The organism is Hyunsoonleella ulvae, from assembly GCF_016827605.1.
GTDB classification, from domain to species: domain Bacteria; phylum Bacteroidota; class Bacteroidia; order Flavobacteriales; family Flavobacteriaceae; genus Jejuia; species Jejuia ulvae.
The window spans coordinates 124,648-149,774 of sequence record NZ_JAEPJQ010000007.1; the positions used below are offsets into that span (position 1 = coordinate 124,648).

Consider the following 25,127-nt stretch of genomic DNA (forward strand, 5'->3'; position numbering starts at 1 on the left):
TTATTTTATTAAACCATATACCTTTTCAAGTATAACTTGTTTGTCTTTGTTGTTGTTTTTAGCCAGATTTGCTTTAAAAAATTTTCTTAATGCAGTATCATTTATCAAAGTCTCAACAGCATCAGTAATACCTCGTGGTGTCATCTCGCAAATTAATCCTGTATTATTATTATCAATTATCCCATAGGCACTAGGAAAGTTTGTTGTTACAATAGGTTTCTTTAATATTGAAGCTTCTATCAAAGATAGTCCAAGCCCTTCAAAAACAGATGTTTGCACATAGATGTCGCAATGTTTTATGTAAGGGTAGGGGTTTTCCTGGTAACCAAGGATTATAAAATTATTAGTTAAATTAAATTGCTTAATAGCGTTCTCTATGGTTTCTTTTTCTTCCCCCTGACCAATTATCAACCACTTTATATTATGACCAGCATCTACTAGGTTTTTACAAGCCCGAATTGCTAGGTTATAACCTTTTGCTTTAACCAACCTACCTACGGTTAATATATAGATAGCCTTGTCGCTTTTCTGTAAATCTATTTTTTCCTCACTTCTTTTGATTATAAACTCATCATCTACTATATCCTTAATTACTGTAGTTTGAAGCTTTAAATCTATTCGATTTAATTCGTTAAGAAAAACATTCTCATTTTCTTCTGAAACGCAAACCACCTTATTAAAGTTTAGATAATAGAACTTATCTAATTCAATTTTGTATCCAGCACGCTTATAATCGGTATTAAGCCAAGAATATTTAACTTTTGCATCGATTTTTTCAGAAACTAAATAAGTTGAAAATCCCTGATTATATGCTATAGCAACATCGTAAGTTTTATTAACCTTAGCGTAATTCTCTTTGTTGTATTTCCAGTATAGTTGTGCTGTATGCAAAGAACTATTTAGTCTGTGCACAAAATATCTGACTTTATTGATAAGTTTTCTTATAAGGCTTACACCAACAGAAACTGGTATTTCTTTAAAGCTAACAGGTTTTGGTACAAATTTTTCAAACTCACCACCTCTTTTAACTAAGTATAGGTCTATAACATATCTCGTTAAATCAATATTCTGAAGCAGCGTTACCAAACTTTTTTCAGCACCTCCACAATGAAGAGATTCTATAACAAAAGCAATATGTTTTTTATTTCTTGCCATATTTTTCAATAAATGAATCTATGTCTCCGTAAAAATCAGCTATTCTCTCTTTCACTAAGTCTTCTGACCAATCCCACCAGGCTATCTTATTAAGTTTTTCACGAATTTTTTCGTCATGCTTATATCCTATAACTTGTCCCGGACTACCAACTACGATTGCATAATCGGGAACGTCTTTAGTCACTACAGTATTAGATCCTACTGTAGCACCATTGCCAATAGAAACCCCAGGTAATATAGTTGCTCCAATTCCAATCCATACATCATTACCTATTGTAATCCCTTCTTTTTGAGGAATAGTATCCAGAATTGATTTTTTGAGTTCTTGAAACCGTTTTTGGTTGTCTTTATAAAAATTATTTATTAAAGGAAATGAAGTTACAGAGGAGCTGGTATGATATCCTGCATCAGCGATAAATTTAGCCCCATTTGCTATGCTACAATATTTACCTATATTTATGGGAGCTGATGTCCACCTCCATATAAGAGCCCCATTATTGTATGACTTTTTTCCAATTGATGTGTACTTATCTTTATCAAGAAATATATAATCATGAATTCTCATGGTATGCCTAAAATCAATACCCAATATTCTCCATAATATTTTACGAATACGTGACATCATGACTTTCTTCTTAATGCTTTATTAACGGTATTTAGAAATAAGTTTTTCTCAAACTCATTCATACCGAGTTTGTATATGACAAATATAAATATGACAGCATATAATCCACACTTCAAAACAAAATTAAGCCAGCCAGTACCAGGTATTAGAGTTAAAAAATATCCTAAAAAACTAATAATAATAAAGGCAATTAATGTTTTTTGAAACAATTCCTTGAAAAATCTTAATATGTTCAATTTTAAAACACGGTGATAAAAGAAGTTCATAATATTTTGCGCAAGCACCCATCCAATTATTGTTCCTGAAATCATGCCTAAACCGTTATACTTCAATGCTAAAAAGTACCCTATTATCGTACCAATAATCATAAAAACCAAATATGTAATAGATTTAAATGCTACTTTGTTCTGAGCTTCTATTAAAGCTCCTGTAAATCCCTGTACTAATGGTATTGTAAAGGCAAACATAATTGCCACCGCAATAATCCAGGACTCATAGTAAGAGGCACCAACCCAAAGAAAAACAAATTGTTTTCCATAAAGAATAAATGCTCCCAAAATAAAGAGTAAGGCAATAAAGGAAACCCTTCCTATTTTAATCATCATATCGGTAAGCTCTTTTGGAGAAGAGTTGTTTACCGTCATTTGGGTGGCCCTCGGTAAAAATACACTTGTTATAGCAGATGAAAAAGCACCATAGTAACTTCCTAGCATTATTCCTATGGCATAAATGGCCAAAATTTCAGGTGCACAAATTTTCCCCAAAACAATGTGACCAGCTTTCCACTGAAACTGTGCCACAATTCCGTAAACAAAAATCCATACCGAATAACTAAAAATATGTTTTATAAATCCAAAGTCTAAACTATGGAGCTTAAATCTGACTTTAAGTCGAAAATGAACATAATAGAAAAAAATAGACGTCATTAAAACATTAAAAATAGTATCTATGATTACCAATGCTATAGCCTTGCCGCCTGCAAATAGTACAAATACGACTACTAAAGACCTAATAATATAGCGAACAATGTCTAAGGATTTCGGAAAAACAAACTCTTCATAGCCATAGCAAATTGCCTTAAAACTACCACCTGGAATTCCTGTGGCGAGATTGAAAATAAATAAAACAAATATGACTCTAGCTATTTTTATTTCATCTGGGCTCATTTTTGTGAAATACGACCCAATATGACCATAAAACAAAACTCCAACAATAATTATAAATATAGAGATGATAAAATAAATTAACATTGTTGTGGCTAAAAAGTTCTCTTCACTTTTACGATCCTTTTCGGCTTTGTATTTGGCAACAAATCTTACTATAGTATTGTTCAAGCCAAGATCCAAAAGGGAAATCGTACCTACCAGAGCACCAATAGCAGTATACACACCGTATTCGGCATCTCCAAGTGATTTTAATATGAAGGGTGTTAGTAAAAGCCCAACTACATTAGTCAAAATTATAGTCGCGTAATTAAGAAAAGCTCCTTTTTTAAGTTGGCTCAAAACAGTTTGGTTTAATTTTAGACTTATAGTCTGGCATCCGCGGTTTTGTCTAAGATACCTTTTACGTCATATAATACACCATTAGGTTGTAAAACGCTCTTTAAATCTATATTGAGAAATTCTTTGTGGGCCACGGTTAATACAATTGCATCAAACTTTTCTTTTGGTAAAGAATCGGTTGTTTCGAGAGCATATTCATGCATTACCTCTTTTTTGGCAGCCCATGGATCAAATATTGTAACATCTGTATCATAACTTTTCAAGTTGGTTATGACGTCAACAGCTTTAGTGTTTCTTACATCAGGACAGTTTTCTTTAAATGTAATTCCTAAAACCAAAATCTTTGCACCTTTGATTTTAATATCTTTTTTTACCATTAGTTTAATAACTTCGGATGCTACGTATTGCCCCATTCCATCATTTACTCTACGTCCAGCCAAAATTATTTCAGGATGGTATCCCACTTCTTGAGCTTTTTGAGCTAAATAATAAGGATCTACACCGATACAATGACCTCCTACTAGTCCTGGTTTAAACGGTAAAAAATTCCATTTAGTTCCTGCAGCTTCTAATACTGAGTGCGTATCTATATTCATTAAGTTAAATATCTTGGCTAACTCATTAACAAAAGCGATGTTGATGTCTCTTTGGGAATTCTCAATAACCTTAGCTGCCTCTGCAACTTTAATTGTTGGGGCAAGGTGAGTGCCAGCAGTTATAACACTAGAATACAATTTATCAATTCTTTCTCCTATCTCTGGTGTAGAGCCTGCTGTTACTTTTAAAATTTTATCTACGGTATGCTCCTTATCTCCAGGATTGATGCGTTCTGGAGAATACCCCGCATAAAAGTCAACGTTAAATTCAAGGCCACTCACTTTTTCTAATATAGGAACGCATTCATCTTCTGTTACCCCAGGGTAAACTGTAGATTCATAAATAACAATATCATTTTTCTTCAGAACCTTAGCTACGGTTTCACTAGACTTATATAGAGGTGTTAAATCAGGTCGGTTGTTTTTATCTATAGGCGTAGGAACAGTAACAACATAAATATTACAGTTTTTAATATCATCTATATTTGATGAACAAAATAAACCAACTGTATCATTAACGGTTGTTTTAAGAACAGCTTTTAAAACATCATCATCAACTTCAAGCGTAACATCTTTACCTTTTTGCAATTCTTTTACTCTAGTTTCATTAATATCAAACCCTACAACAGGATATTTAGTTGCAAATAAACGGGCTAGGGGTAAACCTACATAACCCAACCCTATAACTGCAATTTTACTTTCTGTATTCATATAATCTTAATTATTGACCAATAAAATCTGTATTTTGTTAAGACAGACATGGTAGCGCCTACTTCACATATCCTACATTAACAGAACATACCTTATTAATTTTTATACTTTATAAGTTTTCCCAATACCAAGACACCGCTTTTTCTAAGCCACTATTGATATCATAATGTGGGTTGTATTTCAACAGCAGTTTAGCTTTTTCTATTGAAGCTAAAGAATGAGGAATATCCCCAAGTCGTGTATCTCTATATTTTATTTCAACATCATTTATTTTTGGATCAAATTTAGATAAGTGAAACTTTAATAAATTGGCCAACTCATTTAAGGTAGTTCTTTGTCCATAAGCAACATTGTAGACTTGATTAAGTGCATCATCATTCTCTACTAATAAGGCTTTTAAGTTCATCTCAACAACATTATATATGTAGGTAAAATCTCTCGAGTAAGAACCGTCTCCATTTATGTATGGAGATTCATGCTTTATAAATTGTTGAACAAATTTGGGTATTACTGCTGCGTAAGCTCCATTTGGATCTTGCCTTTTACCAAATACATTAAAATATCTAAGCCCTATGGTATTTATTCCGTAAGTTTTGTTAAAGATGTCGGCATAAAGCTCATTAACATATTTAGTAATAGCGTATGGGGATAGGGGTTTTCCTATAGTGTGTTCTACTTTTGGTAATGCCTCATGATCCCCATAAGTAGAAGAGCTAGCAGCATAAACAAAGCGCTTTACTTTTGCATCTCTTGCAGCAACCAACATATTTAGAAACCCAGATATATTAACTTCATTAGTAGTAAGAGGATCTTTGATGGATCTTGGAACAGAACCTAAAGCAGCTTGATGTAGAATATAATCTACGTCTTTAGATGCACTTGTGCAATCCTCTAGATTTCTAATGTCTCCTTTTATAAATTTGAAATTAGAATCTTTTATAAATGGATTTATATTTTCCATCTTACCAGTTGCTAAGTTGTCAAGACAGATAACTTTAGCTTTTAGGCTAAGAAGGGTTTCACATAAATTGGAACCTATGAATCCAGCACCTCCAGTAATTAATACTGTTTTCCCTTTTAATATTTTAAATTGGGCATCATTAATCATGCTTATAATAGATTTGGAATATTATTGCGCAAATATTGTAAAAATAAATGTAACCAATGATAAAAATATATTAAGTTCATGTTTTTACGATAAAATTCAACTTATTAGATTAACAGTTCATTTTTCAAGGTAAAACCTGTCTGATGTCTAAATTTTAATCTCTAATAGTTCAAGGCATCTAATTTACAATCGACAATATGCAAAGAATATCCACAAAAGAATTTGTAAATGTATTTAGCCGATTTTTACGAGGTTTTTAGCGAATTAAAGGGACTCTTTCAATAATAAAATAAAACTATTACTACCTTTACGGCGCAATTCAAGAATTAAATTGATTAATAGCTCGATTTTGATTTAATATGAATTTGCAAATAAACATAACTGATTATCCCTCTAATCTGGTTTCTGTTTTTACAAAAATCATATTTAATCATTTAAAACGATTAATTAATTATTGATTTTGTTTTCTTCAATTATAGGGGGAGCAATTCAACAAAAAAACATAAAGGTGTCAAAATACAAATTTTGACTTTGATTAAAAATGTTGACTAAAACAAAAATTTATCTGTCATCTCCTCACATGGGAGGTTCTGAAGAAAGTTATGTAAAATTAGCTTTTGATACTAATTGGATAGCTCCTTTAGGCCCAAATGTAAATGGGTTCGAAAATGATATTGAAAATTACCTTGGGGACAAAAAAGTTGCTGTGCTAAGTTCAGGAACGGCTGCTATACACCTTGCCTTAGAGTTAATTGGAGTGTCCAAAAGTGATGAGGTTTTATGTCAAAGTTTCACATTCTCTGCTTCAGCTAATCCCATAATTTACCAAGGAGCTACCCCTATATTTATCGATAGTGAACCTGAAACTTGGAATATGTCTCCAGAATTGTTGGAAATCGCTATTAAAGATAGAATTGAAAACTATAAAAAACCAAAGGCTATTGTAGCGGTGCATTTATATGGAATGCCATACAAAGTAGATGAAATTAATGCAATAGCAAGAAAATACGATATCCCATTAGTAGAAGATAGTGCTGAGGCATTAGGTAGTTCATACTTTAATAGAAAGTGTGGGACTTTAGGTACTTATGGTATCCTCTCTTTCAATGGAAATAAGATTATAACGACTTCTGGAGGAGGCGCTTTAATAGCTCCTGATGTAACCTCCAAAGAAAAAGCAGTTTTCCTATCTACTCAGGCTAGGGATGATGCACCTCACTACGAACACAGTAATGTTGGGTATAATTATCGTATGAGTAATGTTTTAGCTGGAATTGGTAGAGGTCAAATGGAGGTATTGGACGAAAGAGTTGAGGCTAGGAGAAAAAACTTTGAGTTCTATAAGCAAAATTTAGAACATCATCAAAATATTGAGTTTTTGGAAGAACCGCAAGGTTTTTATTCAAATAGATGGCTTACATGTATTAAAACTAGATCTTTTGAAGAAAGAGAACGTATTAGGTTGGCTTTATTAAAACAAGATATAGAGTCAAGACCGCTATGGAAGCCAATGCACCTTCAACCCATATTTAAAAATTGCTTAAACTTTACAAACGGAATATCTGAATCGTTATTCGAAAAAGGTTTGTGTCTTCCAAGCGGATCGAATTTAAATGAACAAGATCTTTACAAAATTATAACCATAATTAATAATACCCTCAAATAAAATTATAAACTCTCTCAACTTATGTTAAACAATTATTTTTCATTTTTTTCTCAAAGATTCGTATCAAAGTGGCTGGTATTTGGTATTGATTTGCTTATAGTAGGGATTACTTTTTTTGCAGCCTATGTAGTAAGATTTAATTTCACATTAGGCTTTGATATTTCTAAACTAGGCATTCAAATACCAATTTTACTTGCTATATCTGCTTTAAGCTTTTTACTAGTTGGTTCTTTTAAAAGTGTAATTAGACACACAGGATTCACTGATGTTGTTAATGTTTTTAAGTCTGTAACTTTAATAATGTTTTTAATAACACTTTCTGTACTTTTTAATTCTGCTTTTGGGCTTGTGGAAAGTTTTACAATTCCTAAATCAATAATTGTAATTCATGCTCTAATTAGTTTTGTTGCTCTAAGTGGGTCAAGATTAATTTTTAAATTAGCTTACAACTATTTAAAATGTAAATTCAATAGATCTAAGAACGTCATGATATATGGCGCTGGAGATTCTGGAATTATAACCTATAATGCTTTAGTTAATAATTCAAAAATTAATTACAATACGGTATTATTTATTGATGATGATGAGAAAAAAAGAGGAAAGTTAATAAACGGTGTAAAGATTTTACCCTCAAATGAAATTAATGAAAAATTAGTTAAGAACAATGATATTGCCGAGATAATTATTGCCTCTCAAAGTATTGATCCTACATCACTTATTACTTTTGTTGATGGTTTGATAGATTGCGATGTCAAGATAAAAAAAGTTCCACCTATTGAGAAATGGATAAACGGTGAGTTTAACAGCAATCAAATAAAGCAGTTTGAGATTGAAGACTTATTAGAACGGGCACCAATAAATATTGACAATCCCAATCTATTGAGAGAGTTTAATGGAGAAACTATTCTTATCACTGGAGCAGCAGGTTCAATTGGTAGCGAATTAGTTAAGCAATTGGCAAATTTTGACGTAAAAAAATTAATTCTAGTTGATCAAGCTGAATCAGCTCTCTATGATGTTCAGCAAGATTTAAAAAGAGACGGTAAACATAATTTTACAGCGATTGTAGCTGATATCAGAGATGGATTAAGGATAGATACAATCTTCCAGCAAGAAAGGCCATCAATGGTATTTCATGCAGCTGCTTACAAACATGTGCCGCTGATGGAGAAATCCCCTTATGAAGCAATAAAGATTAATGTTAATGGAACAAAATTATTAGCAGATACTGCTTCTCGTTATAATGTTAAGAAGTTTGTTTTTGTTTCGACAGATAAGGCCGTTAACCCTACAAGTGTAATGGGGGCAACCAAAAGAATGGCTGAGATGTACATATCTTGTCTACAAAAGGAGAGTAAAACAAAATTTATTACCACAAGATTTGGAAATGTTCTTGGATCAAATGGTTCTGTTATTCCTTTATTTAAGAAGCAGATTGAAAAAGGAGGACCTTTAACTTTAACCCATAAAGAAATAACTAGATATTTCATGACTATTCCAGAAGCAGCTCAATTAGTTTTAGAAGCAGGTACAATGGGTAAAGGAGGAGAGATTTTTATATTCGATATGGGCGAATCAGTGAAAATTTATGATTTAGCTAAAAACATGATTAAGTTATCAGGCTTAAGGTTTCCAGAAGACATCGATATTGAAATTACAGGTTTAAGACCAGGTGAGAAGCTTTATGAAGAGTTATTAGCTAATGGAGAAAATACACTATCGACTTATCATAAAAAGATTTTGATAAGTAAAACCAGAGAATTAGATTATTTGAAAATAAAATCTGAGATAGAGGAACTTTGTATAACAAATCGTTTTCAGAGTAATAATATTGTATTGAAAATGAAGAACTTAATCCCAGAATACAAATCTAACAACTCTGATTATGAAAAATTCGATAAAAGAGTACAGATTTATAAAAAGGTAAAAAAGAATTACAATAATAATCCATCAAGTCAAACCATAAGTAATTTATAATTAAAGTTTTTTTAGTAAATTCCCCAAATATACCATTTAATGATTTCACGTTTGCTCAGAATTACTGCTATTGTAGTAAGTTTACTTATCTTATCAGCTTGTGTTGGACGAAAGGATATTGTTTATTTTCAAAACGCCAAAGATTTTGAAACTATAGTTGATACTGATACTTTTAAGGCCAAATTAAAAATTGGAGATATTTTAACCATTTATGTATCTACTCTCGATCCTACTGTTGCCCAACCTTACAATATCTTAGCAAGAACAGGGGGAGAAAATGGAGGAGGTCAGTTACTAGATTTTTTAATTGATGTTGAAGGTAATATTGATTACCCTGTCTTGGGAAAAATTAAATTAGCAGGATTAACTATTGAAGAAGCAAAACAGCTTTTGAAATCAAAATTCTCTGAAGGTCAGTTACTTAAAGATCCCGTGATAATTATCAGATTATTAAATTTTAGGGTAACAATTGCAGGAGAAGTTAGATCTCCTGGAGTATATCCGGTTATAGGGGAAAGAGTTACTATTTTAGAGGCATTAGGAATGGCTGGTGATTTAACTATAAAGGGAAGAAGAGATAATATTCTTGTTATTAGGGACTTTAATGGTTCAAAAACTTATACTAGAATTGATTTAACTAATAAAGAAGTATTCAATTCTCCAGTTTATTATTTAACTCAGAATGATTACATATATGTTGAACCAAATAACTCTGGAGTAAGTCTGGCTTCAGGAGATGCAAGAGTGGCCACATTAATATCCATAACTTCATTTTTGGTTACTACAGCTCTTATATTTGTTACACGCACGCAAAACTAAAATTATGAGTCCCAATCCGAATAAGATTGATGGTATAAATTCTGAAAAATTCAATCTCAAAAAAACACTAAATCTATATCTCCGAAACTGGAAATGGTTTTTACTAAGTTTAATGGTAGCCTACACAGTAGCATTTTTGTCCCTGCGTTATACCACTCCTAAATATGCGGCTTTTTCGAAAATTATGATACTTCCAGAAAGTGAGGGAGGGAGTGGAGCAAGTGCTTTAAAAGACTTATCGATTTTCTCCGAAAAAGAAGAAGCTGCCATTGAAGATGAGATTCAGGTTATCAAGTCTAGAGATTTTATGCAATCAATTGTAAAAAAATTAAATTTAAACCTTCAATTTTTTACACAAGGGAGAGTTAATCAAACAGAGTTATACAAGAATTCTCCAATAACTATTAATTTTCTTGCAAATGATTCTATTGTTGAGCGTACTTATTTTAATTTCTTTGTCAATATATCATCTCCAGAACAGTTTGAATACCGTAAATCAGAAGAGGATATTCCTAAAATAGTGAAATTTGGAGAGGCTATTTCCGCTTCATTTGGAGATTTTGTAATTACACCTAAGGAGAATATCAAAAGTTTGATTGGGAAAGATATTAAAGTAAGGTTAGTACCTATTTCGAGAGTGGCTCAATCTATAAAGAACAATTTTAATATAGAACAAACTTCTAAGTCATCAAAAGTACTGATTGTTGGTTATCAAGACCCTGTTGAACGCAAAGCTGTAGATATTGTAAATACCTTAATAAGCACATACAATGAATCTACAATAGAAAAGAAAAATATTAGATCAAGAGCGACTGTAGATTTTATTGATAAGCGTGTAGAGTTAATTGCAGATGATCTCGTTAATGTAGATGATAGTATTGTAAGGTTTAAAACAGGTAACAAAGTAACAGATGTAACATCTGAAGCAGGGCAGTTTCTTACCTCTAGTATGCAGAACAGGCAACAACTAGACCAAGCAAAGACGCAAATGAGGCGTTTGAATTATATGGAATCTGCTCTAGGTAATGATAATGAATTTGCATCTTTACCATCTAACTTGGGAGCTGAAGATGGTGCGATTTCTACTTTATCAGCACAGTACAATGAGTTACTAAGAACTCGGGAATTAAAACTTAAAAGTGCTGGTGCTAAAAATCCAGTAGTAATTCAACTTGATCAAACATTAGCAGACATAAAGAGTAACTTAAGAAATAGTATAAGAAACTCTAAACAAGGTTTAGGTATAGAGATAAGAAGTTTGGAAAGTCAATCTGAACGAATCAATTCTAAGATATATTCTGTACCAGGACAACAAAGTAGGCTTAGAGCCATTGAACGTAAACAAGGTATAAAGGAATCTCTGTATTTATACCTCTTAGAAAAACGAGAAGAAGCTGCAATTTCCTTAACGGCAACATCTCCTAATCTAAAAGTGATTGACGCTGCTTACGGTCTTGGAGGTCCTGTTTCTCCCAATAGACAAATTGTTTTTATTGGTGCTTTATTTTTGGGGTTGTTTATACCTTTTTCGATTATTTATCTTGTAGACTTGTTGGATAATAAAGTTCATAACAGAGAAGACCTTGAAAAGGTAATTAAGAATATTACTATTTTAGGAGAAGTACCAAAAATTAAAGGAAACAAAAATTTGATAGAGAATAATGATAGATCGATCTTATCTGAATCATTTAGAATTATACGTACAAATTTTGATTATGTACAACGAAGTAAAAGTATACAATCTTATCAAAATGTAATCTTTGTAACTTCTACCATAAATGGAGAGGGGAAATCTTTCTTTAGCATGAATATGGCTTTAACTATAGCTAATACTAAAAAAAGAGTATTACTTATAGGTGCAGATATAAGAAACCCTCAAATTTTTCCTGCAATAAAAAATGCAGTAAAAGACAAAGACTCAACTAATGGGCTGACTGAATTTTTAGTGGAAAATTCTCTAAAAGTGAACGATGTGATAAGTAAGCACAAAGTAAATAATATAGATATAGATGTTCTATTATCTGGTAAAGTCCCACCTAATCCTGCAGAGTTATTGATGGGAGATAAAGTTAAGCAGTTATTCGATGAAGTATCTAAAGATTATGATTATGTAATTGTAGATACAGCTCCTTCTATGTTAGTCACTGATACTATGTTGATAAGTCAATATGCAGGCCATACTATTTACTTAACAAGAGCTAATTATACAGAAAAAGAAATTTTAACTTTTGCAAATGAACTCAATGAGACCAATAAACTTAATGGTATGATGTTAGTAGTAAATGACGTAAAGCAATCTAACTTTGGTTATGGAGCAAAATATGGCTATTATGGAGCACCTAAGAAGAAAAAATGGTATTCGTTAAAGAGAGCATAAATAAAAAGACCTGATATTTTTAATCAGGTCTTTTTTGTTAATGTTTAATTATTACTAATATTTTTTCAGCTTAAATAATACTCAAACGCTTCTAAAATAATAGCCTCATCAACTAAACAATCAATTTTAGTTTTACCAATATCTTCAAGCAATACAAAATTTATATTGCCATACGAGTTCTTTTTATCATACTTAAGCAACTCTATAATGGAGGCGTAGTCATTGTCTTCAAACTCAACTTTATCATAATACTTATGGATGAGTTGCTTGATGCTTTTAGCTTTATTTTCAGGGAAACTAACTAATTCTTTAGATATGTATATAGCTAAAATCATACCTATGGCAATGGCTTCACCATGAAGTAAATCTTTTTTACTTGGATTACTTAAAAAGTAAGATTCTATGGCATGTCCTAAAGTATGTCCAAAATTTAGAGTTTTTCTAAGTCCGTTTTCTCTAGGATCTTTATCTACAACATCTTTTTTTATTAAAACCGATTCGTAAATCAATTCATCTAAATCTGCTAGAGTAAGCTCAGCGAAATTGTTGAATTTATTCCAATATGTTTCGCTACTTATTAACCCATGCTTCAACATTTCAGCAAGTCCAGATCTCATTTGCTCTTTAGGAAGTGTATCAAGATAATTGGTGTCTATTAGCACTATATCAGGAGTGCTAATAACTCCAATTTGGTTTTTTAATGTACCTAGATCAACTCCAGTTTTACCTCCAACAGAGGCATCAACCATTGCTAATAATGAGGTTGGGATATTAATGTAGGCGATACCTCTTTTAAATGTAGATGCAACAAAACCTCCCAAATCGGTAACAACACCTCCACCAATATTAATTAGTAAACTTTTTCGGTCTCCATCTAAATCAGATAGAGAATTCCATACTCCAACACAAGTTTCAATAGTTTTATATATTTCTCCAGCTTCAATTTCTATAATTTCTAGATGCTCTGTGTTATCTAAATTAGACAAGAAATAGGGAAGGCAATGTTCATGCGTATTACTATCTACAAGAATAAAAATTTTAGAAAAATTATTTTCTTTTATATGCTGATTTAATGCTGGATAGCAAACTTTGTTAAAATGAATTATACCATTATTTGCTGTAATAGAATCCATATCTACTTCATTTAGTTGCGTGCGAAATTAAGGAGATTTTAATAAAATTGGTAGCAGTACTATAATTATATTTGCGAAAACATTGATATGAAGAATAAGGATATTTTTGATAATACTGATATAGCGTTTAGCTTAAAGAGCGATTCAGAGTTAGAGCGTGCTTATTTTCTATTTAAAATGATATCAGTTGAACCATTGGTTAGAATAGGTACTGCCGCAGCTAATTTTGCCCTTAAAGCTAATTTACCCGTTGAGGGTCTCATTCGCTCTACAGTTTTTGACCATTTTTGTGGAGGTGTTAATGAGGAAGATTGTTTACCTGTAATACATAAAATGTTTGAAAAAGGTGTAAGCTCTGTTTTAGACTATTCAGTAGAAGGTAAAGAAAATGAGCAAGAATTTGATAATGCCTTGAAGACTGTTTTGAATATTATTGAATTTGCAAAGTCTTTAGATGCAATACCCATTGCGGTTTTTAAGCCTTCTGGTTTTGGACGTTTTGAACTTTACGAAAAGAAAAATAAAAATTTGGAGTTGAATGATGAGGAAATCCAAGAATGGAAAAGGGTAGAAGCTAGATTTCATGCCGTTTGCAAAAAAGCAAAAGCTTACGATGTTGCAGTTTTAATCGACGCTGAGGAAAGTTGGATACAAGATGCTGTAGATGTTCTTGTAACTAGAATGATGAAAGTGTACAATACCGAAAAGGCTATTGTTTACAATACATTGCAGATGTACAGGCACGATAGAATGAGTTTTTTAAAGGAAGAACACGCTAAGGCAAAAGCGGACGGTTATTTTTTAGGATATAAACTTGTTCGAGGGGCATATATGGAAAAAGAAAATGATAGGGCAGAAGAAGAAAAATATGTATCACCCATTTGTACAAGTAAAAAGGCAACAGATGAAAATTTTAATGTGGCACTAAAGTATATGATAGATCATCTTGATTGTATGTCTATTTTTGCAGGAACTCACAATGAGGAAAGTTGCTATTTGTTGATGCAATTGATGGCTGAAAAGCAAGTTTCGAATAATAATCCAAATATATGGTTTGGTCAGTTATATGGTATGAGTGATCATATAAGTTTTAACCTTGCTAATTTAGGATACAATGTGGCAAAATACATGCCATTTGGCCCTGTAAAGGATGTAATGCCATATTTAATAAGACGGGCGGAGGAAAACACATCGGTCGCTGGACAGACAGGTAGGGAGTTAGCGCTAATTAAAAAAGAAAAGAAGCGACGTAGACTACTTTAAATATTACATAATTCTTGTAGTACCCTCTTTACCTCACTTAATGAGCTACTATTATTAAGATCGTAAAGTTTTTTTAGGTTCAAACTTCTACTTGTCTCATTATTGTCAAACAAGTAAAATATTTTTTCATGACCTGAAGGTTTAAGGGTCTCACTTTTTGATGTAATTGATTCATGGAGTTTTTCCCCAGGATGTAAGTCTGTAATATTTATTAGTGTTTCATAGGGTTTACTTGGTTGTAGTAAGGAGATTAAAACTTTAGCTAAATCTATTATTCTTATGGGGTCTCCCATATCAAAAGATACTATGCTGTGATTTTTTTTAATGTCCAATTTGGTTAGTTCTATAATGAGGCTACACGCTTCGTTAATATCAATAAATAACCTAGACGCTTCTTTGTGGGTTACTGAAATTTGTTTACCCTTCTTAAGTTGTTTAATAAACAAGGGTACAACAGATCCATTAGAACCAAAAATATTTCCAAATCTAGCTGAAACGAACTTAGTGTAGGTAGAATTTATATTTAGGTTTGTTAAATGTTTTTCAGCAATAGATTTTGTCATTCCCATTATACCTGCTGGGTTAGCTGCCTTATCAGTTGAAATAAAAATAAATCTTTTTGATGCATGCTTTATTGCTAATTGAGACAATAATTGTGTTGCAAAAATATTTGTTTTAATAGCTTCATAAGGGTTGTCTTCAACTACTGAAACATGCTTGTAAGCTGCTGCATGAAAAATCAAAGTAGGTTTATAGCACCTAAAAAGATGGGACATTTGTGATTCGTCTCTTATATCCCCTAAAATAAACTCTACGTTGTTTGATAGGTTATTAGAAACACTTCGTTTTAATAAAAACAATGGGGTTTCGGCATTATCTAGCAAAACAAGCTTTTTGAATTTAGAAGACAGTATTTTTTTTATAATACCACTGCCAATAGAGCCAGCTGCTCCCGTAATTAAGATGGTTTCCTCTGAAAAATCATGGGGCAATGAGTTGCTAATAACGATGTCATCCTCAGAAATTAATCCACAAGATTCTATAAAACCTTTAATCCTCTCAAAAACCGCAACCTCCATTTTAAAAACAAATACACTTATGGTGTGAAAATATTAATAATAAAGGGATAATCCAATTAGGTTTACTTTGCAAGAACCTTATATACCGTTTTAAATATTAATTTTATATCAAATAAGAAGTTTTGCTGCTTCAAATAACGTTTGTTGTAACTTAACTTATCTGGTATAATAGTTTCAATAAAATACTTTTCTGGATCTTTAACTTTTTTTAATAATTCTACCTCATCCCTGTATTCTAAAGACGCCAAACCGGTAATACCTGGTTTCAGTTTAAAAATAACCATATCATCCTCGGTATAGAAATTAACGTAATATCTTAGTTCTGGTCTAGGACCAACAAAACTCATATCTCCTTTTATTATATTGATTAATTGAGGAAATTCATCAATTTTATATTTCCTTAAGAAGTATCCTATTTTGGTAACCCTAGAGTCGTTGTCGCCAATGGTTAATAGCCCTTTTTTTTGGGATTTAAGATACATGGTTCTAAACTTGTATATATTAAATTCTTTATTGTGTTGTCCTACACGCGTTTGAATAAATAAAATAGGGCCTTTGGAATCTAATTTTATAAAAACAGCAATGATGATCAATAACGGAAATAGTAGCACTAAACCTAAAAACGCAAAAAGAAAGTCAAATATACGTTTTATCATTACTTGAAAGACAGGTTGTTAATCTTAACTAGACTATCACAATTTTCTACAACTATTTCTATCTCCTTGTCTTCTATTTTACTCTCAATTAAATAAATGCCACAAGGTTCTTGTCTAGGTGTGCTTTTAGAAAAGTTAACATCCCCTTTTTCTATAAGCGATTTAACTGTAGTAGTATCATATTCTTTTAGAACAGCATTGGAGTATTTAAACGGTTTTGAATTAATATTTTTTAAAACCCTAGCTTCAGGACCGTAGGCACAAGATGTTCTTTTTCCGCTTAAAAAGAAAGCCAGAATTATTAGTCCTAAAGCGAAACCACCGAGATAGTAGCCTAAGCGTTGCATTAGTTTCATTTACAATGTTTAAACAGTTATATGGTAGATTAAAATATTAAGAGGTTAATATCGCTATACTTTAAGTCGAACCATTCCCCCACAGATTTATTTGTTAAAATACCGTGGTAAAAGTACAACCCATTTTTTAGACCTTTATCAAATCTTAAGGAATTTTCTATACCACCATCCTCTGCTATTTTCATGAGGTAAGGCGTAAAAATATTACTAATTGAAATAGAGGCAGTTCTGGAATATCTTGCAGGGATATTGGGTACACAATAATGTATAACACCGTGTTTTATGAAGGTAGGCTCTATATGCGATGTTACTTCACTGGTTTCAAAGCATCCCCCCATATCAATGCTAACATCAATAATTACGGCTCCTTTTTTCATGTGCTGTACCATGGCTTCGGTAACAACTATAGGAGCTCTATTTATACCTCTTACGGCACCAATAACAACATCGCAGCGCTTTAACGCTTTAAGCAAATTTTTTGGTTGAATGGTAGAGGTAAACAGCGACCTTCCCAAATTTGTTTGTATGCGTCTAAGTTTAGTGATAGAATTATCAAAAACTTTAATACCGGTACCTAGGCCTATGGCGCTTCTCGCTGCATATTCCCCAACCGTACCAGCTCCTAAAATAACCACTTCAATAGGAGGGACACCACTTATATTTCCTAGCATTAGGCCTAAACTGTTTTTATCATTTGATAACAACTCCGAAGCTATTAAAACAGAAGCCGTACCAGCAATTTCGCTTAAGGAACGTACTGCAGGGTAGGTACCATCTTCATCCTTAATAAATTCAAACGCTAAAGCGGTAATTCGTTTTGAGGCAAGCGCTTCAAAATATTTTTTAGTCTGTGTCTTTAATTGAAGCGCAGAAATCAAAATAGCTTGGGGGTTCATCAATTTTATTTGCTCTAGACTAGGTGGTTCTACCTTGAGTATCATGGGGCACGAATACACCTTAGTAGTATCACTAGAAATTTCCGCTCCAGCTTCGCTGTAATCTTTATCACTAAATCTTGCGCCTTTGCCAGCCCCAGCTTCAATTAAAACCTTATGGCCGTTACTTACTAGTGCAGATACTGCATCTGGCGTTAAGCAAATTCTATTTTCTTGATATGTGGTTTCTTTGGGAACTCCAATATAAAGTTGTCTTTTGTGCTTTAAAATTTCTAATTTTTCCTCTTGGGGAAGTAGTTGTTGCTTTGTAAAAGGCGACAAGGATTGAGACATCTTAAAAAGTATTTATCAAAATTGAAATTACAAATATTTTTGGTTTTATAAATAGTTTAAGTGCTATTAATTTGGTTATCTAGTATGTTGATTAACAACAAGTAGGAATAAAAGCTAAGCAACTTACGGTATTTGCCCATAATACTTTAATTTAATTATTCTAATTTTGTTAGTATAGTATCGTTTATGTACAAAAGAATCACGCTACTTTTTACGTTATTTTTATCTTTTTTGGGGTTTACCCAGAATTATAGTATTGAGGGTATTGTGAAAGATGAAAAGCAATCAAGTATAGCGTTTGCAAATGTGATTCTCGAAGATCCTCAAAATACTGAAAACCTTACAGGTACGACTACAGATGAGCAAGGATATTTTAAGTTTGAAGATTTAAAATCTAAAACATACAATTTAACAATAAGCTTTTTGGGATTTGAGCGTTTTTCGGCGAAAATAAAATTGGTGGGAAATGTAGATTTTAAAACTATAGTCTTAAAAAGAAACGAAGAAGTACTAAACGAAGTAGTGGTTACCGCTAAACGCCCCACCGTTAAGCGTCTGGTAGATCGTATCGTTTTTAATGTTGAAAATTCTACCCTATCCAATGGTAATGTTCTAGATGTTTTAAAGCACACACCTGGTGTCATCGTTAGGGATGGTTCAATTTCTGTAAAAAACACCTCTCCTGTAGTTTATATAAACGATAGGCGGGTACATTTATCGATTGATGAAGTGCAGCAACTCCTGGAAGCAACACCAGCTAATAATATCAAATCAGTTGAAGTGATTACAAATCCCCCAGCAAAGTATGATGCAGAAGGAGGAGCAGTGTTAAATATAAAAACAAGTAAAAATATTATTGCAGGTTACCATGGTAGTGTTTTTGGTAGTTATCAACAAGGATTTCAATTTCCTAAATTTTCATTAGGCACAAGTCATTTCTTTAAATCTAAAAAATTGAGTGCATATATCAATTATAATATTAGTCCACGTAAGGATTTTAGAAACAATTTGGAGGAAATTAATTTTATTGATAATAATAGTATAGTATCCAGTTGGGAAACAGATTTTAAACGAGAACGAGAGTCAGATAACCAAAATATAACAGGTACTATCACTTATGATTTTAATGAACGTAATAGTTTGAACTTTACAGCAAATACTTTAATTGCACCCAGAGAGCATTCTAGAACCCGAGTAAATAGCTTAACAGAAGTATTTGGTGCTAATCAAGCATTAGATTCTACGTTTCGAACTTTTAATAATTTGGTTTCTGAGAAATTTAACCTAGCATTTTCTCTGGGATATATTCATAAATTCAATAAAGAAGGAGAACAACTGTCCATAGATTTGCATCATACAGATTATGATTTTTCTGAATTCCAAAATGTAGATACAGGCTATTTTTTACCAAACGCTTCATCATCTTTTAGAGATAATCGATTTCAAACATTTTCCAGTCAGGATATTAAATTGAGTACAGCTCAAGTTGATTATAGATTACCATCAGAAGGAGGTTCAATTTTTGAAGCGGGAATAAAAGCTGTAAATATAAATTCTGACAATGTTTTAGATCAATTTAGCTTTGAAAATGGTGTTAGAGAGGACGATTTAGATAATTCTGATGTTTTTATTTATGATGAAAAAAATTATGCAGCTTATATTAGTTATGAAAAAGACTGGGAGAGATGGAGTTTAAAGACGGGTTTACGTGTTGAGGTAACTGAAACCGAAGGAACTTCATTATTAACAAATACAACGAATATAAATGACTATACAAACCTGTTTCCATCATTTTATCTTTTAAATCGCTTAAAAAATGATGATGAATTATATTTTAGTTATAACAGGCGTATTTATAGACCACGGTATAGACAATTGAATCCATTTCGATATTTTTTAAATGATAATGCGTTTATTACAGGAGATCCTAGATTGCTTCCCGAAATAGATGATAGTTTTACCTTGGGTTATACTCTAAAGAATAAATATACATTTGAAATCTATTACCGTTATGAGAAGAACCCAACATTAGAATTACCTGTTCAAGATAACGATAATAGGTTGTTGAAATATGTATTTACTAATATAGACCATAATGAATCTTATGGTCTAGATTTTACCACATATACTGAAATTACTAGAGATTGGAATATTTATGTGTTATCATCTTTATTTTTTTATGAAAATAATTTTTTTGCAGTTGGAACAAATAATGAACTTTTAAATAATGAAAGGTGGTCTGTCTATGCAAATGTGGTTAATTATTTTAATTTTTTAAAAGATAAAAGTCTAACAGCTGACATTGGTGTAGATTATATTAGTCCTGTATTTGTAGGGCCAAGTGATATTAGCAGCAGAATAGGAGTAGATATTAATTTAAATAAAACCTTTTGGGATAATAGAGCGTCCCTAAATATTGGTATCCGGGATTTGTTTAATACAAGGAACTTTACCCAAACAACAAGATATTTAGATCAAGATTGGTTTGTGAATAACGATTTAGAGAATAGATTATTTGTGTTGGGTTTTAATTATAAATTTGGTAATTACAGACTAAATGTAAAGAAAACAGGTATAGATGTAAATGAGCGTGATAGGTTGGAAAGAGGAGAATAAGTCTTAAAAATATTGTTTTACTTTATCCCAAAAGTTTTTAGGGGATATTTTAAATTCGTCTTCTAGTTCTTCCATACTCTTACTTGCTTCGTTTATTTTGTTGAAAATGCGAGCTCGTATTAAATAAATTGATGGAATAATTATAGCCATTACAGGTAATAAGTATACTATTTGATTTTCCTCTGCAAACCTTAAATCATCATTAAAAACTTCAATTATGTGGAAAACATACATAGCAATAGGAACTAGTATGGTGTGATACCACCAATGTTTGCAAGTTAAAAACCAAATAAATAATAAAAATAAAGGTATTACTTTATTAGCTAAAGTCCAGGCAAGAACAAATAGACTTTCATAATAATTGCTTTCATACAAACCAAAAAAAGTGTCCCAAGTTTTTACGTTTGGAACACTTTCATGTAATGTGAATAAGAAAGGTGAGATAGCAATTAGTGTAGCTACAACACTACCTAATACTAGTCCTTTTTTATTTTCCTTGTCCTGGAACTTTGATCTTTGTCTTGTCAATTTTTGCTGTTGTTGCTCCATCTACATTGTAAGTGTTAGCAGCATTAGCTAAAAACAACATACCTCCGAAAATTGCTAAGGCAATTACATACTTTTTAGTTTTCATTTCTTTAAGGGATTTAATTAATTAACACCTCAAAGGTATGTAAAGACTAGGGCAACAGTTTTCGATATATGTTAAAATAATGTTAAAAACATTGATTTTTAAAAATATCGTTGTGGGTTTCCCGTAATCTTTTAAAAATATGTGAGAAATGATGGTTTTCTTATGCTATATTAGGGCTTTCGGTTAAGTTTATATTTTAAATTTTTACTTTAATAGTTCTTAGATTTTCCGTGTTTTCTTCTAGAAAAATTTCACAAAAATTATAATCTAATATTGGTTTAATGATGTCTGGCCATTCTATTATTATCCAATGATTTGCATACAAATACTCTTCAATACCGAAATTGTATGTTTCTTCAATATCATGAATCCTATACAAATCTAAATGATAGAACAGACCTTCATTTACCTTATATTCATTAATAATTGAAAAGGTAGGGCTACTCACTTCATCAGTACTTCCCAAGGCTTTCACAATACTTTTTACAAGTGTTGTTTTGCCTACTCCCATTTTACCATGAAGTAGAATAGTCTTGGAATTTACTGTTTTTATGAGCTTTTCTGCAACACCATCAACTTCATTTAGACTATAAGTTATTTCCAAATCAATCATTCAATTTCAAGCAATATTAAACAAAAAAATTTAAAAAAACTAATAAATTTAGCGTTTCATCGATGTTTTTGGTATTACAAAGATTTTATTTAGGTGTAAAAACGGTAAATGGAATAATCATTTCTTCGAGTGAAACACCTCCATGTTGGTATGTATTCCTGTAATAACTTACATAATGGTTGTAGTTATTTGGGTAAGCAAAAAATAAATCTCCCTTTGCGAAAATAAAAGAACTACTCATGTTAATTGTTGGTAAGTGTATGTTTTTAGGATCATCTGCCAGTAGCACATCTTTTTTATCAAAGGTTAAGCTTCTCCCAGTTTTATAACGTAAGTTTAAACTCGTGTCTCTGTCCCCAATAACCTTAGAAGGGTTCTTCACGTTTATGGTGCCATGATCTGTGGTTAAAATTAATTTAAAACCTAATTGTTGAGCTTGTTGAATCATTTCCAATAGTGGCGAGTTTTTAAACCAGCTAAGTGTTAATGAGCGGTATGCTTTATCGTTGGATGCAAGTTCTTTTACAACTTCCATTTCGGTTTTTGCATGGGATAACATATCTACAAAATTGTAAACCACTACAGTTAAATCGTTATTTTTTAATGCTTTAAAATTATCTACTAATTTTTTCCCATTTTTTAAATTGGTTATTTTGTAGTATTCATGCTTTAAGTTATTTAAACCTAAGCGTTGCATTTGGGCACTTAAAAAATCAGCTTCATGTAGATTTTTCCCCCCAGTGTCAGTATCGTTTTTCCAGTATTGTGGATATAGCTTTTCCATTTCACTAGGCATAAGTCCAGAGAAAATAGCATTTCTGGCATACTGCGTTGCAGTTGGTAGGATGCTAAAAAAGGCGTCTTCCCGTTCCTTTTTATAATAGTTGTTTATAACTGGTTCAAAAACTTTCCATTGGTCATACCTTAAGTTATCTACAACGACTAGAAGTGTTGGTTGTTCTTTGCTAAGCTCAGGTACGATTTTATCTTTAAATAGAGTGTGAGACATTATTGGCGCACCAGATGTATCATCAAACCAATCGGGATAGTTTTTATCAATAAATTTCCCAAATTGAATATTAGCCTCGGTTTTTTGAGATTCAAGAATTTCAAACATACCAGCATCCTCTATATCTTCTAACTGAATTTCCCAATAAATTAATTTTTGATATAGGTTTACCCAATCTTCATAAGAATTTATCATAGCTAAATCCATAGCTATTTTTCTAAATTCTTGTTGATAATTTGAAGTTGTTTTCTCGGAGACCAGTCTAGAATGGTCTAAATTCTTTTTTAAACTTAAAAGAATCTGATTGGGATTTACAGGTTTTATAAGGTAGTCGGCTATTTTATTGCCAATAGCTTCTTCCATTATATATTCCTCTTCACTTTTGGTAATCATGACCACTGGGAGACTGTCCTTTTTTTCCTTTATCTCATTTAGTGTTTCTAAACCCGTAAGCCCAGGCATGTTTTCATCTAAAAAAACAATATCAAAATTAGTGTCTTCAATAATATCAATAGCCTCAGTACCACTATTACAAGTGGTTACTTTATAGTTTTTCTTTTCAAGGAATAGTATGTGCGGTTTTAACAAATCAATTTCATCATCTACCCAAAGTATGTTAATCATATTTATCTCTATTTTATGGAATGCAGTCCCAAATTGGACTTCATATATTTATATTTGTAAAAATTAGTAAACTTTTAAAGTTTGAATAAACTTAAAATATTAAACGACCCAATTTACGGATTTATTACTATTCCAAATTCGTTAGTTTTCGATATCATTCAGCATAAATACTTCCAACGCCTTAGAAGAATTACCCAAATGGGGATGTCTTATCTAGTGTATCCTGGGGCGCATCACACAAGGTTTCATCATGCTATAGGTTGTATTTATCTTATGCAAAAGGCTGTGAATGTGCTTCGTTATAAGGGAGTTACAATTTCTAAAGAAGAAGAAGATGCATTATATATAGCCATTGTGCTTCATGATATAGGTCATGGTCCGTTTTCCCATGCTATGGAACATAGTATTGTTAACGGTGTGTCTCATGAGCAAATTTCTTTGTTGTTTATGGAGCGGTTAAATGAAGAATTTAACGGAAGTTTAACGCTTGCGATAAAAATATTTAAAGGAGAGTACCAACGTTCGTTTATGTGTCAGCTTATTTCTGGTCAACTTGATATTGACAGGGCGGACTATTTAAAGCGTGATAGTTTTTATACAGGTGTTGCAGAAGGTAATGTAAATAGTGAACGCCTAATAACCATGCTTAATGTGGTTGATGATGAATTGGTTGTTGAGGAAAAAGGTATTTACAGCGTAGAAAAATTTATTATCGCCCGTCGTTTTATGTATTGGCAGGTATATTTACATAAAACAGGCTTGGTAGCAGAACAACTTATGATGCGCGTGTTATCCAGAGCTAAAGAACTAACCAGTAAGGGTTGGGATTTAGAGGCTAGCAAAGCACTTAAGTATTTTTTAAAGAATGATATCTCAATCGAGAACTTTACTGATAAAACTCTAGATATTTTTAATGACTTAGATGATTATGACATCATATCTGCTATGAAGTCTTGGAAAAATAGTGATGATTTTGTGCTTCAAAAATTATGCGAAATGATAATTGATAGAGTATTACTGAAGATAAAAATCAAAAATAAACCCATCAAGGCCAAAGATTTAGAAAAACAGAGGAGTAAAGTAATTGATGACTATGGTATTACTGCCCAAGAAGCAGCGTATTTTGTGTTTACTGGAAATATTTTTAATCAAGCTTACCAAACAAAAAAACAGAATATTAATATTCTATATAAGTCCGGTAAAATTCAAGACATTGTTAAGGCTACCGACCATCTAAATCTAAAGGCATTGTCTAAGCCTGTTACCAAATATTACATCTGTTATCCAAAATAGAAATAGTTGCATAATTTTTTGATTATTAAATTGTTTACAACCTTAGAATATCTTAAAAAGAAAGGCGTTATAACTTTAGCACA

Annotated in this window: 21 protein-coding genes; 7 read left to right on the forward strand and 14 right to left on the reverse strand. The window is 31.8% G+C overall.

Features of this window, described 5'->3' with window-relative positions; all coding sequences use genetic code 11:
* The 5 genes from JS605_RS15800 to JS605_RS15820 form a co-directional block, all read right to left on the reverse strand.
* Positions 1–1,155, reverse strand: a complete 1,155-nt coding sequence (locus JS605_RS15800) for a glycosyltransferase (RefSeq protein WP_203258695.1) — start codon at positions 1,153–1,155, stop codon at positions 1–3.
* The gene (locus JS605_RS15805) at positions 1,142–1,780 is read right to left on the reverse strand and encodes a CatB-related O-acetyltransferase (RefSeq protein WP_203258696.1); all 639 of its coding nucleotides are present in this window, start codon (positions 1,778–1,780) and stop codon (positions 1,142–1,144) included. The genes JS605_RS15800 and JS605_RS15805 overlap by 14 nt, the downstream gene beginning before the upstream one ends.
* Entirely contained in the window at positions 1,777–3,285 is a 1,509-nt protein-coding gene (locus JS605_RS15810) for a lipopolysaccharide biosynthesis protein (protein ID WP_203258697.1), read from the reverse strand. Before JS605_RS15810 ends, JS605_RS15805 begins: the two co-directional genes overlap by 4 nt.
* 23 nt (positions 3,286–3,308) lie before the next feature.
* Positions 3,309–4,592, reverse strand: a complete 1,284-nt coding sequence (locus JS605_RS15815; protein ID WP_203258698.1) for a nucleotide sugar dehydrogenase — start codon at positions 4,590–4,592, stop codon at positions 3,309–3,311.
* A gap of 109 nt (positions 4,593–4,701) precedes the next feature.
* Entirely contained in the window at positions 4,702–5,700 is a 999-nt protein-coding gene (locus JS605_RS15820; protein WP_203258699.1) for an SDR family oxidoreductase, read from the reverse strand.
* A 541-nt stretch (positions 5,701–6,241) separates the two neighbouring features.
* On the opposite strand from JS605_RS15820, the gene JS605_RS15825 reads away from it, so the two are divergent.
* The 4 genes from JS605_RS15825 to JS605_RS15840 are packed head-to-tail and all read left to right on the forward strand — an operon-like array spanning position 6,242 to position 12,539.
* The gene (locus JS605_RS15825; protein WP_203258700.1) at positions 6,242–7,366 is read left to right on the forward strand and encodes an aminotransferase class I/II-fold pyridoxal phosphate-dependent enzyme; all 1,125 of its coding nucleotides are present in this window, start codon (positions 6,242–6,244) and stop codon (positions 7,364–7,366) included.
* 21 nt (positions 7,367–7,387) lie between these two features.
* Positions 7,388–9,343, forward strand: a complete 1,956-nt coding sequence (locus JS605_RS15830; protein ID WP_203258701.1) for a polysaccharide biosynthesis protein — start codon at positions 7,388–7,390, stop codon at positions 9,341–9,343.
* Positions 9,344–9,382: 39 nt separating this feature from the next.
* Positions 9,383–10,162 (forward strand): polysaccharide biosynthesis/export family protein, encoded by a 780-nt coding sequence (locus JS605_RS15835; RefSeq protein WP_203258702.1) that lies wholly within the window; start codon positions 9,383–9,385, stop codon positions 10,160–10,162.
* 4 nt (positions 10,163–10,166) lie between these two features.
* Positions 10,167–12,539, forward strand: a complete 2,373-nt coding sequence (locus tag JS605_RS15840; protein WP_203258703.1) for a GumC family protein — start codon at positions 10,167–10,169, stop codon at positions 12,537–12,539.
* A gap of 65 nt (positions 12,540–12,604) precedes the next feature.
* Here the strand turns inward: JS605_RS15840 and aroB are convergent, their stop codons facing one another.
* Entirely contained in the window at positions 12,605–13,672 is a 1,068-nt protein-coding gene (gene aroB, locus JS605_RS15845) for a 3-dehydroquinate synthase (protein WP_203258704.1), read from the reverse strand.
* An 87-nt stretch (positions 13,673–13,759) separates the two neighbouring features.
* On the opposite strand from aroB, the gene JS605_RS15850 reads away from it, so the two are divergent.
* A complete protein-coding gene (locus JS605_RS15850; protein WP_203258705.1) occupies positions 13,760–14,935 on the forward strand; it encodes a proline dehydrogenase family protein in 1,176 nt (391 codons plus the stop codon).
* On the opposite strand, the gene JS605_RS15855 is transcribed toward JS605_RS15850, so the two are convergent.
* From JS605_RS15855 to JS605_RS15870, 4 genes are all read right to left on the reverse strand, one after another.
* The gene (locus JS605_RS15855) at positions 14,932–16,014 is read right to left on the reverse strand and encodes an SDR family NAD(P)-dependent oxidoreductase (RefSeq protein ID WP_203258706.1); all 1,083 of its coding nucleotides are present in this window, start codon (positions 16,012–16,014) and stop codon (positions 14,932–14,934) included. The genes JS605_RS15850 and JS605_RS15855 overlap by 4 nt on opposite strands.
* A gap of 62 nt (positions 16,015–16,076) precedes the next feature.
* Positions 16,077–16,670, reverse strand: a complete 594-nt coding sequence (locus JS605_RS15860) for a sugar transferase (protein ID WP_203258707.1) — start codon at positions 16,668–16,670, stop codon at positions 16,077–16,079.
* A complete protein-coding gene (locus tag JS605_RS15865; protein WP_203258708.1) occupies positions 16,670–17,026 on the reverse strand; it encodes a hypothetical protein in 357 nt (118 codons plus the stop codon). The genes JS605_RS15860 and JS605_RS15865 overlap by 1 nt, the downstream gene beginning before the upstream one ends.
* 29 nt (positions 17,027–17,055) lie before the next feature.
* Complete coding sequence (locus tag JS605_RS15870) at positions 17,056–18,255, reverse strand: alanine dehydrogenase (RefSeq protein WP_203258709.1); 1,200 nt, start codon at positions 18,253–18,255, stop codon at positions 17,056–17,058.
* 186 nt (positions 18,256–18,441) lie between these two features.
* On the opposite strand from JS605_RS15870, the gene JS605_RS15875 reads away from it, so the two are divergent.
* Positions 18,442–20,871 carry an outer membrane beta-barrel protein gene (locus tag JS605_RS15875; protein ID WP_203258710.1) on the forward strand — a complete coding sequence of 810 codons (2,430 nt, stop codon included), beginning with the start codon at positions 18,442–18,444 and terminating at the stop codon, positions 20,869–20,871.
* 3 nt (positions 20,872–20,874) lie between these two features.
* Here JS605_RS15875 and JS605_RS15880 read toward each other — a convergent pair whose 3' ends face one another.
* From JS605_RS15880 to porX, 4 genes are all read right to left on the reverse strand, one after another.
* Positions 20,875–21,399: a hypothetical protein gene (locus tag JS605_RS15880; protein WP_203258711.1), complete on the reverse strand. Its 525-nt coding sequence runs from the start codon at positions 21,397–21,399 to the stop codon at positions 20,875–20,877.
* Positions 21,359–21,505, reverse strand: a complete 147-nt coding sequence (locus JS605_RS15885) for a hypothetical protein (RefSeq protein ID WP_203258712.1) — start codon at positions 21,503–21,505, stop codon at positions 21,359–21,361. The genes JS605_RS15880 and JS605_RS15885 overlap by 41 nt, the downstream gene beginning before the upstream one ends.
* A gap of 196 nt (positions 21,506–21,701) precedes the next feature.
* Positions 21,702–22,118, reverse strand: a complete 417-nt coding sequence (tsaE, locus tag JS605_RS15890; protein WP_239000375.1) for a tRNA (adenosine(37)-N6)-threonylcarbamoyltransferase complex ATPase subunit type 1 TsaE — start codon at positions 22,116–22,118, stop codon at positions 21,702–21,704.
* Between the two features lie 85 nt (positions 22,119–22,203).
* Entirely contained in the window at positions 22,204–23,751 is a 1,548-nt protein-coding gene (porX, locus tag JS605_RS15895) for a T9SS response regulator signal transducer PorX (RefSeq protein WP_239000376.1), read from the reverse strand.
* Positions 23,752–23,832: 81 nt separating this feature from the next.
* Here porX and JS605_RS15900 point away from each other — a divergent pair, with 81 nt between their 5' ends.
* A complete protein-coding gene (locus JS605_RS15900) occupies positions 23,833–25,044 on the forward strand; it encodes an HD domain-containing protein (protein WP_203258713.1) in 1,212 nt (403 codons plus the stop codon).
* The last annotated feature ends 83 nt before the right edge of the window (positions 25,045–25,127 follow it).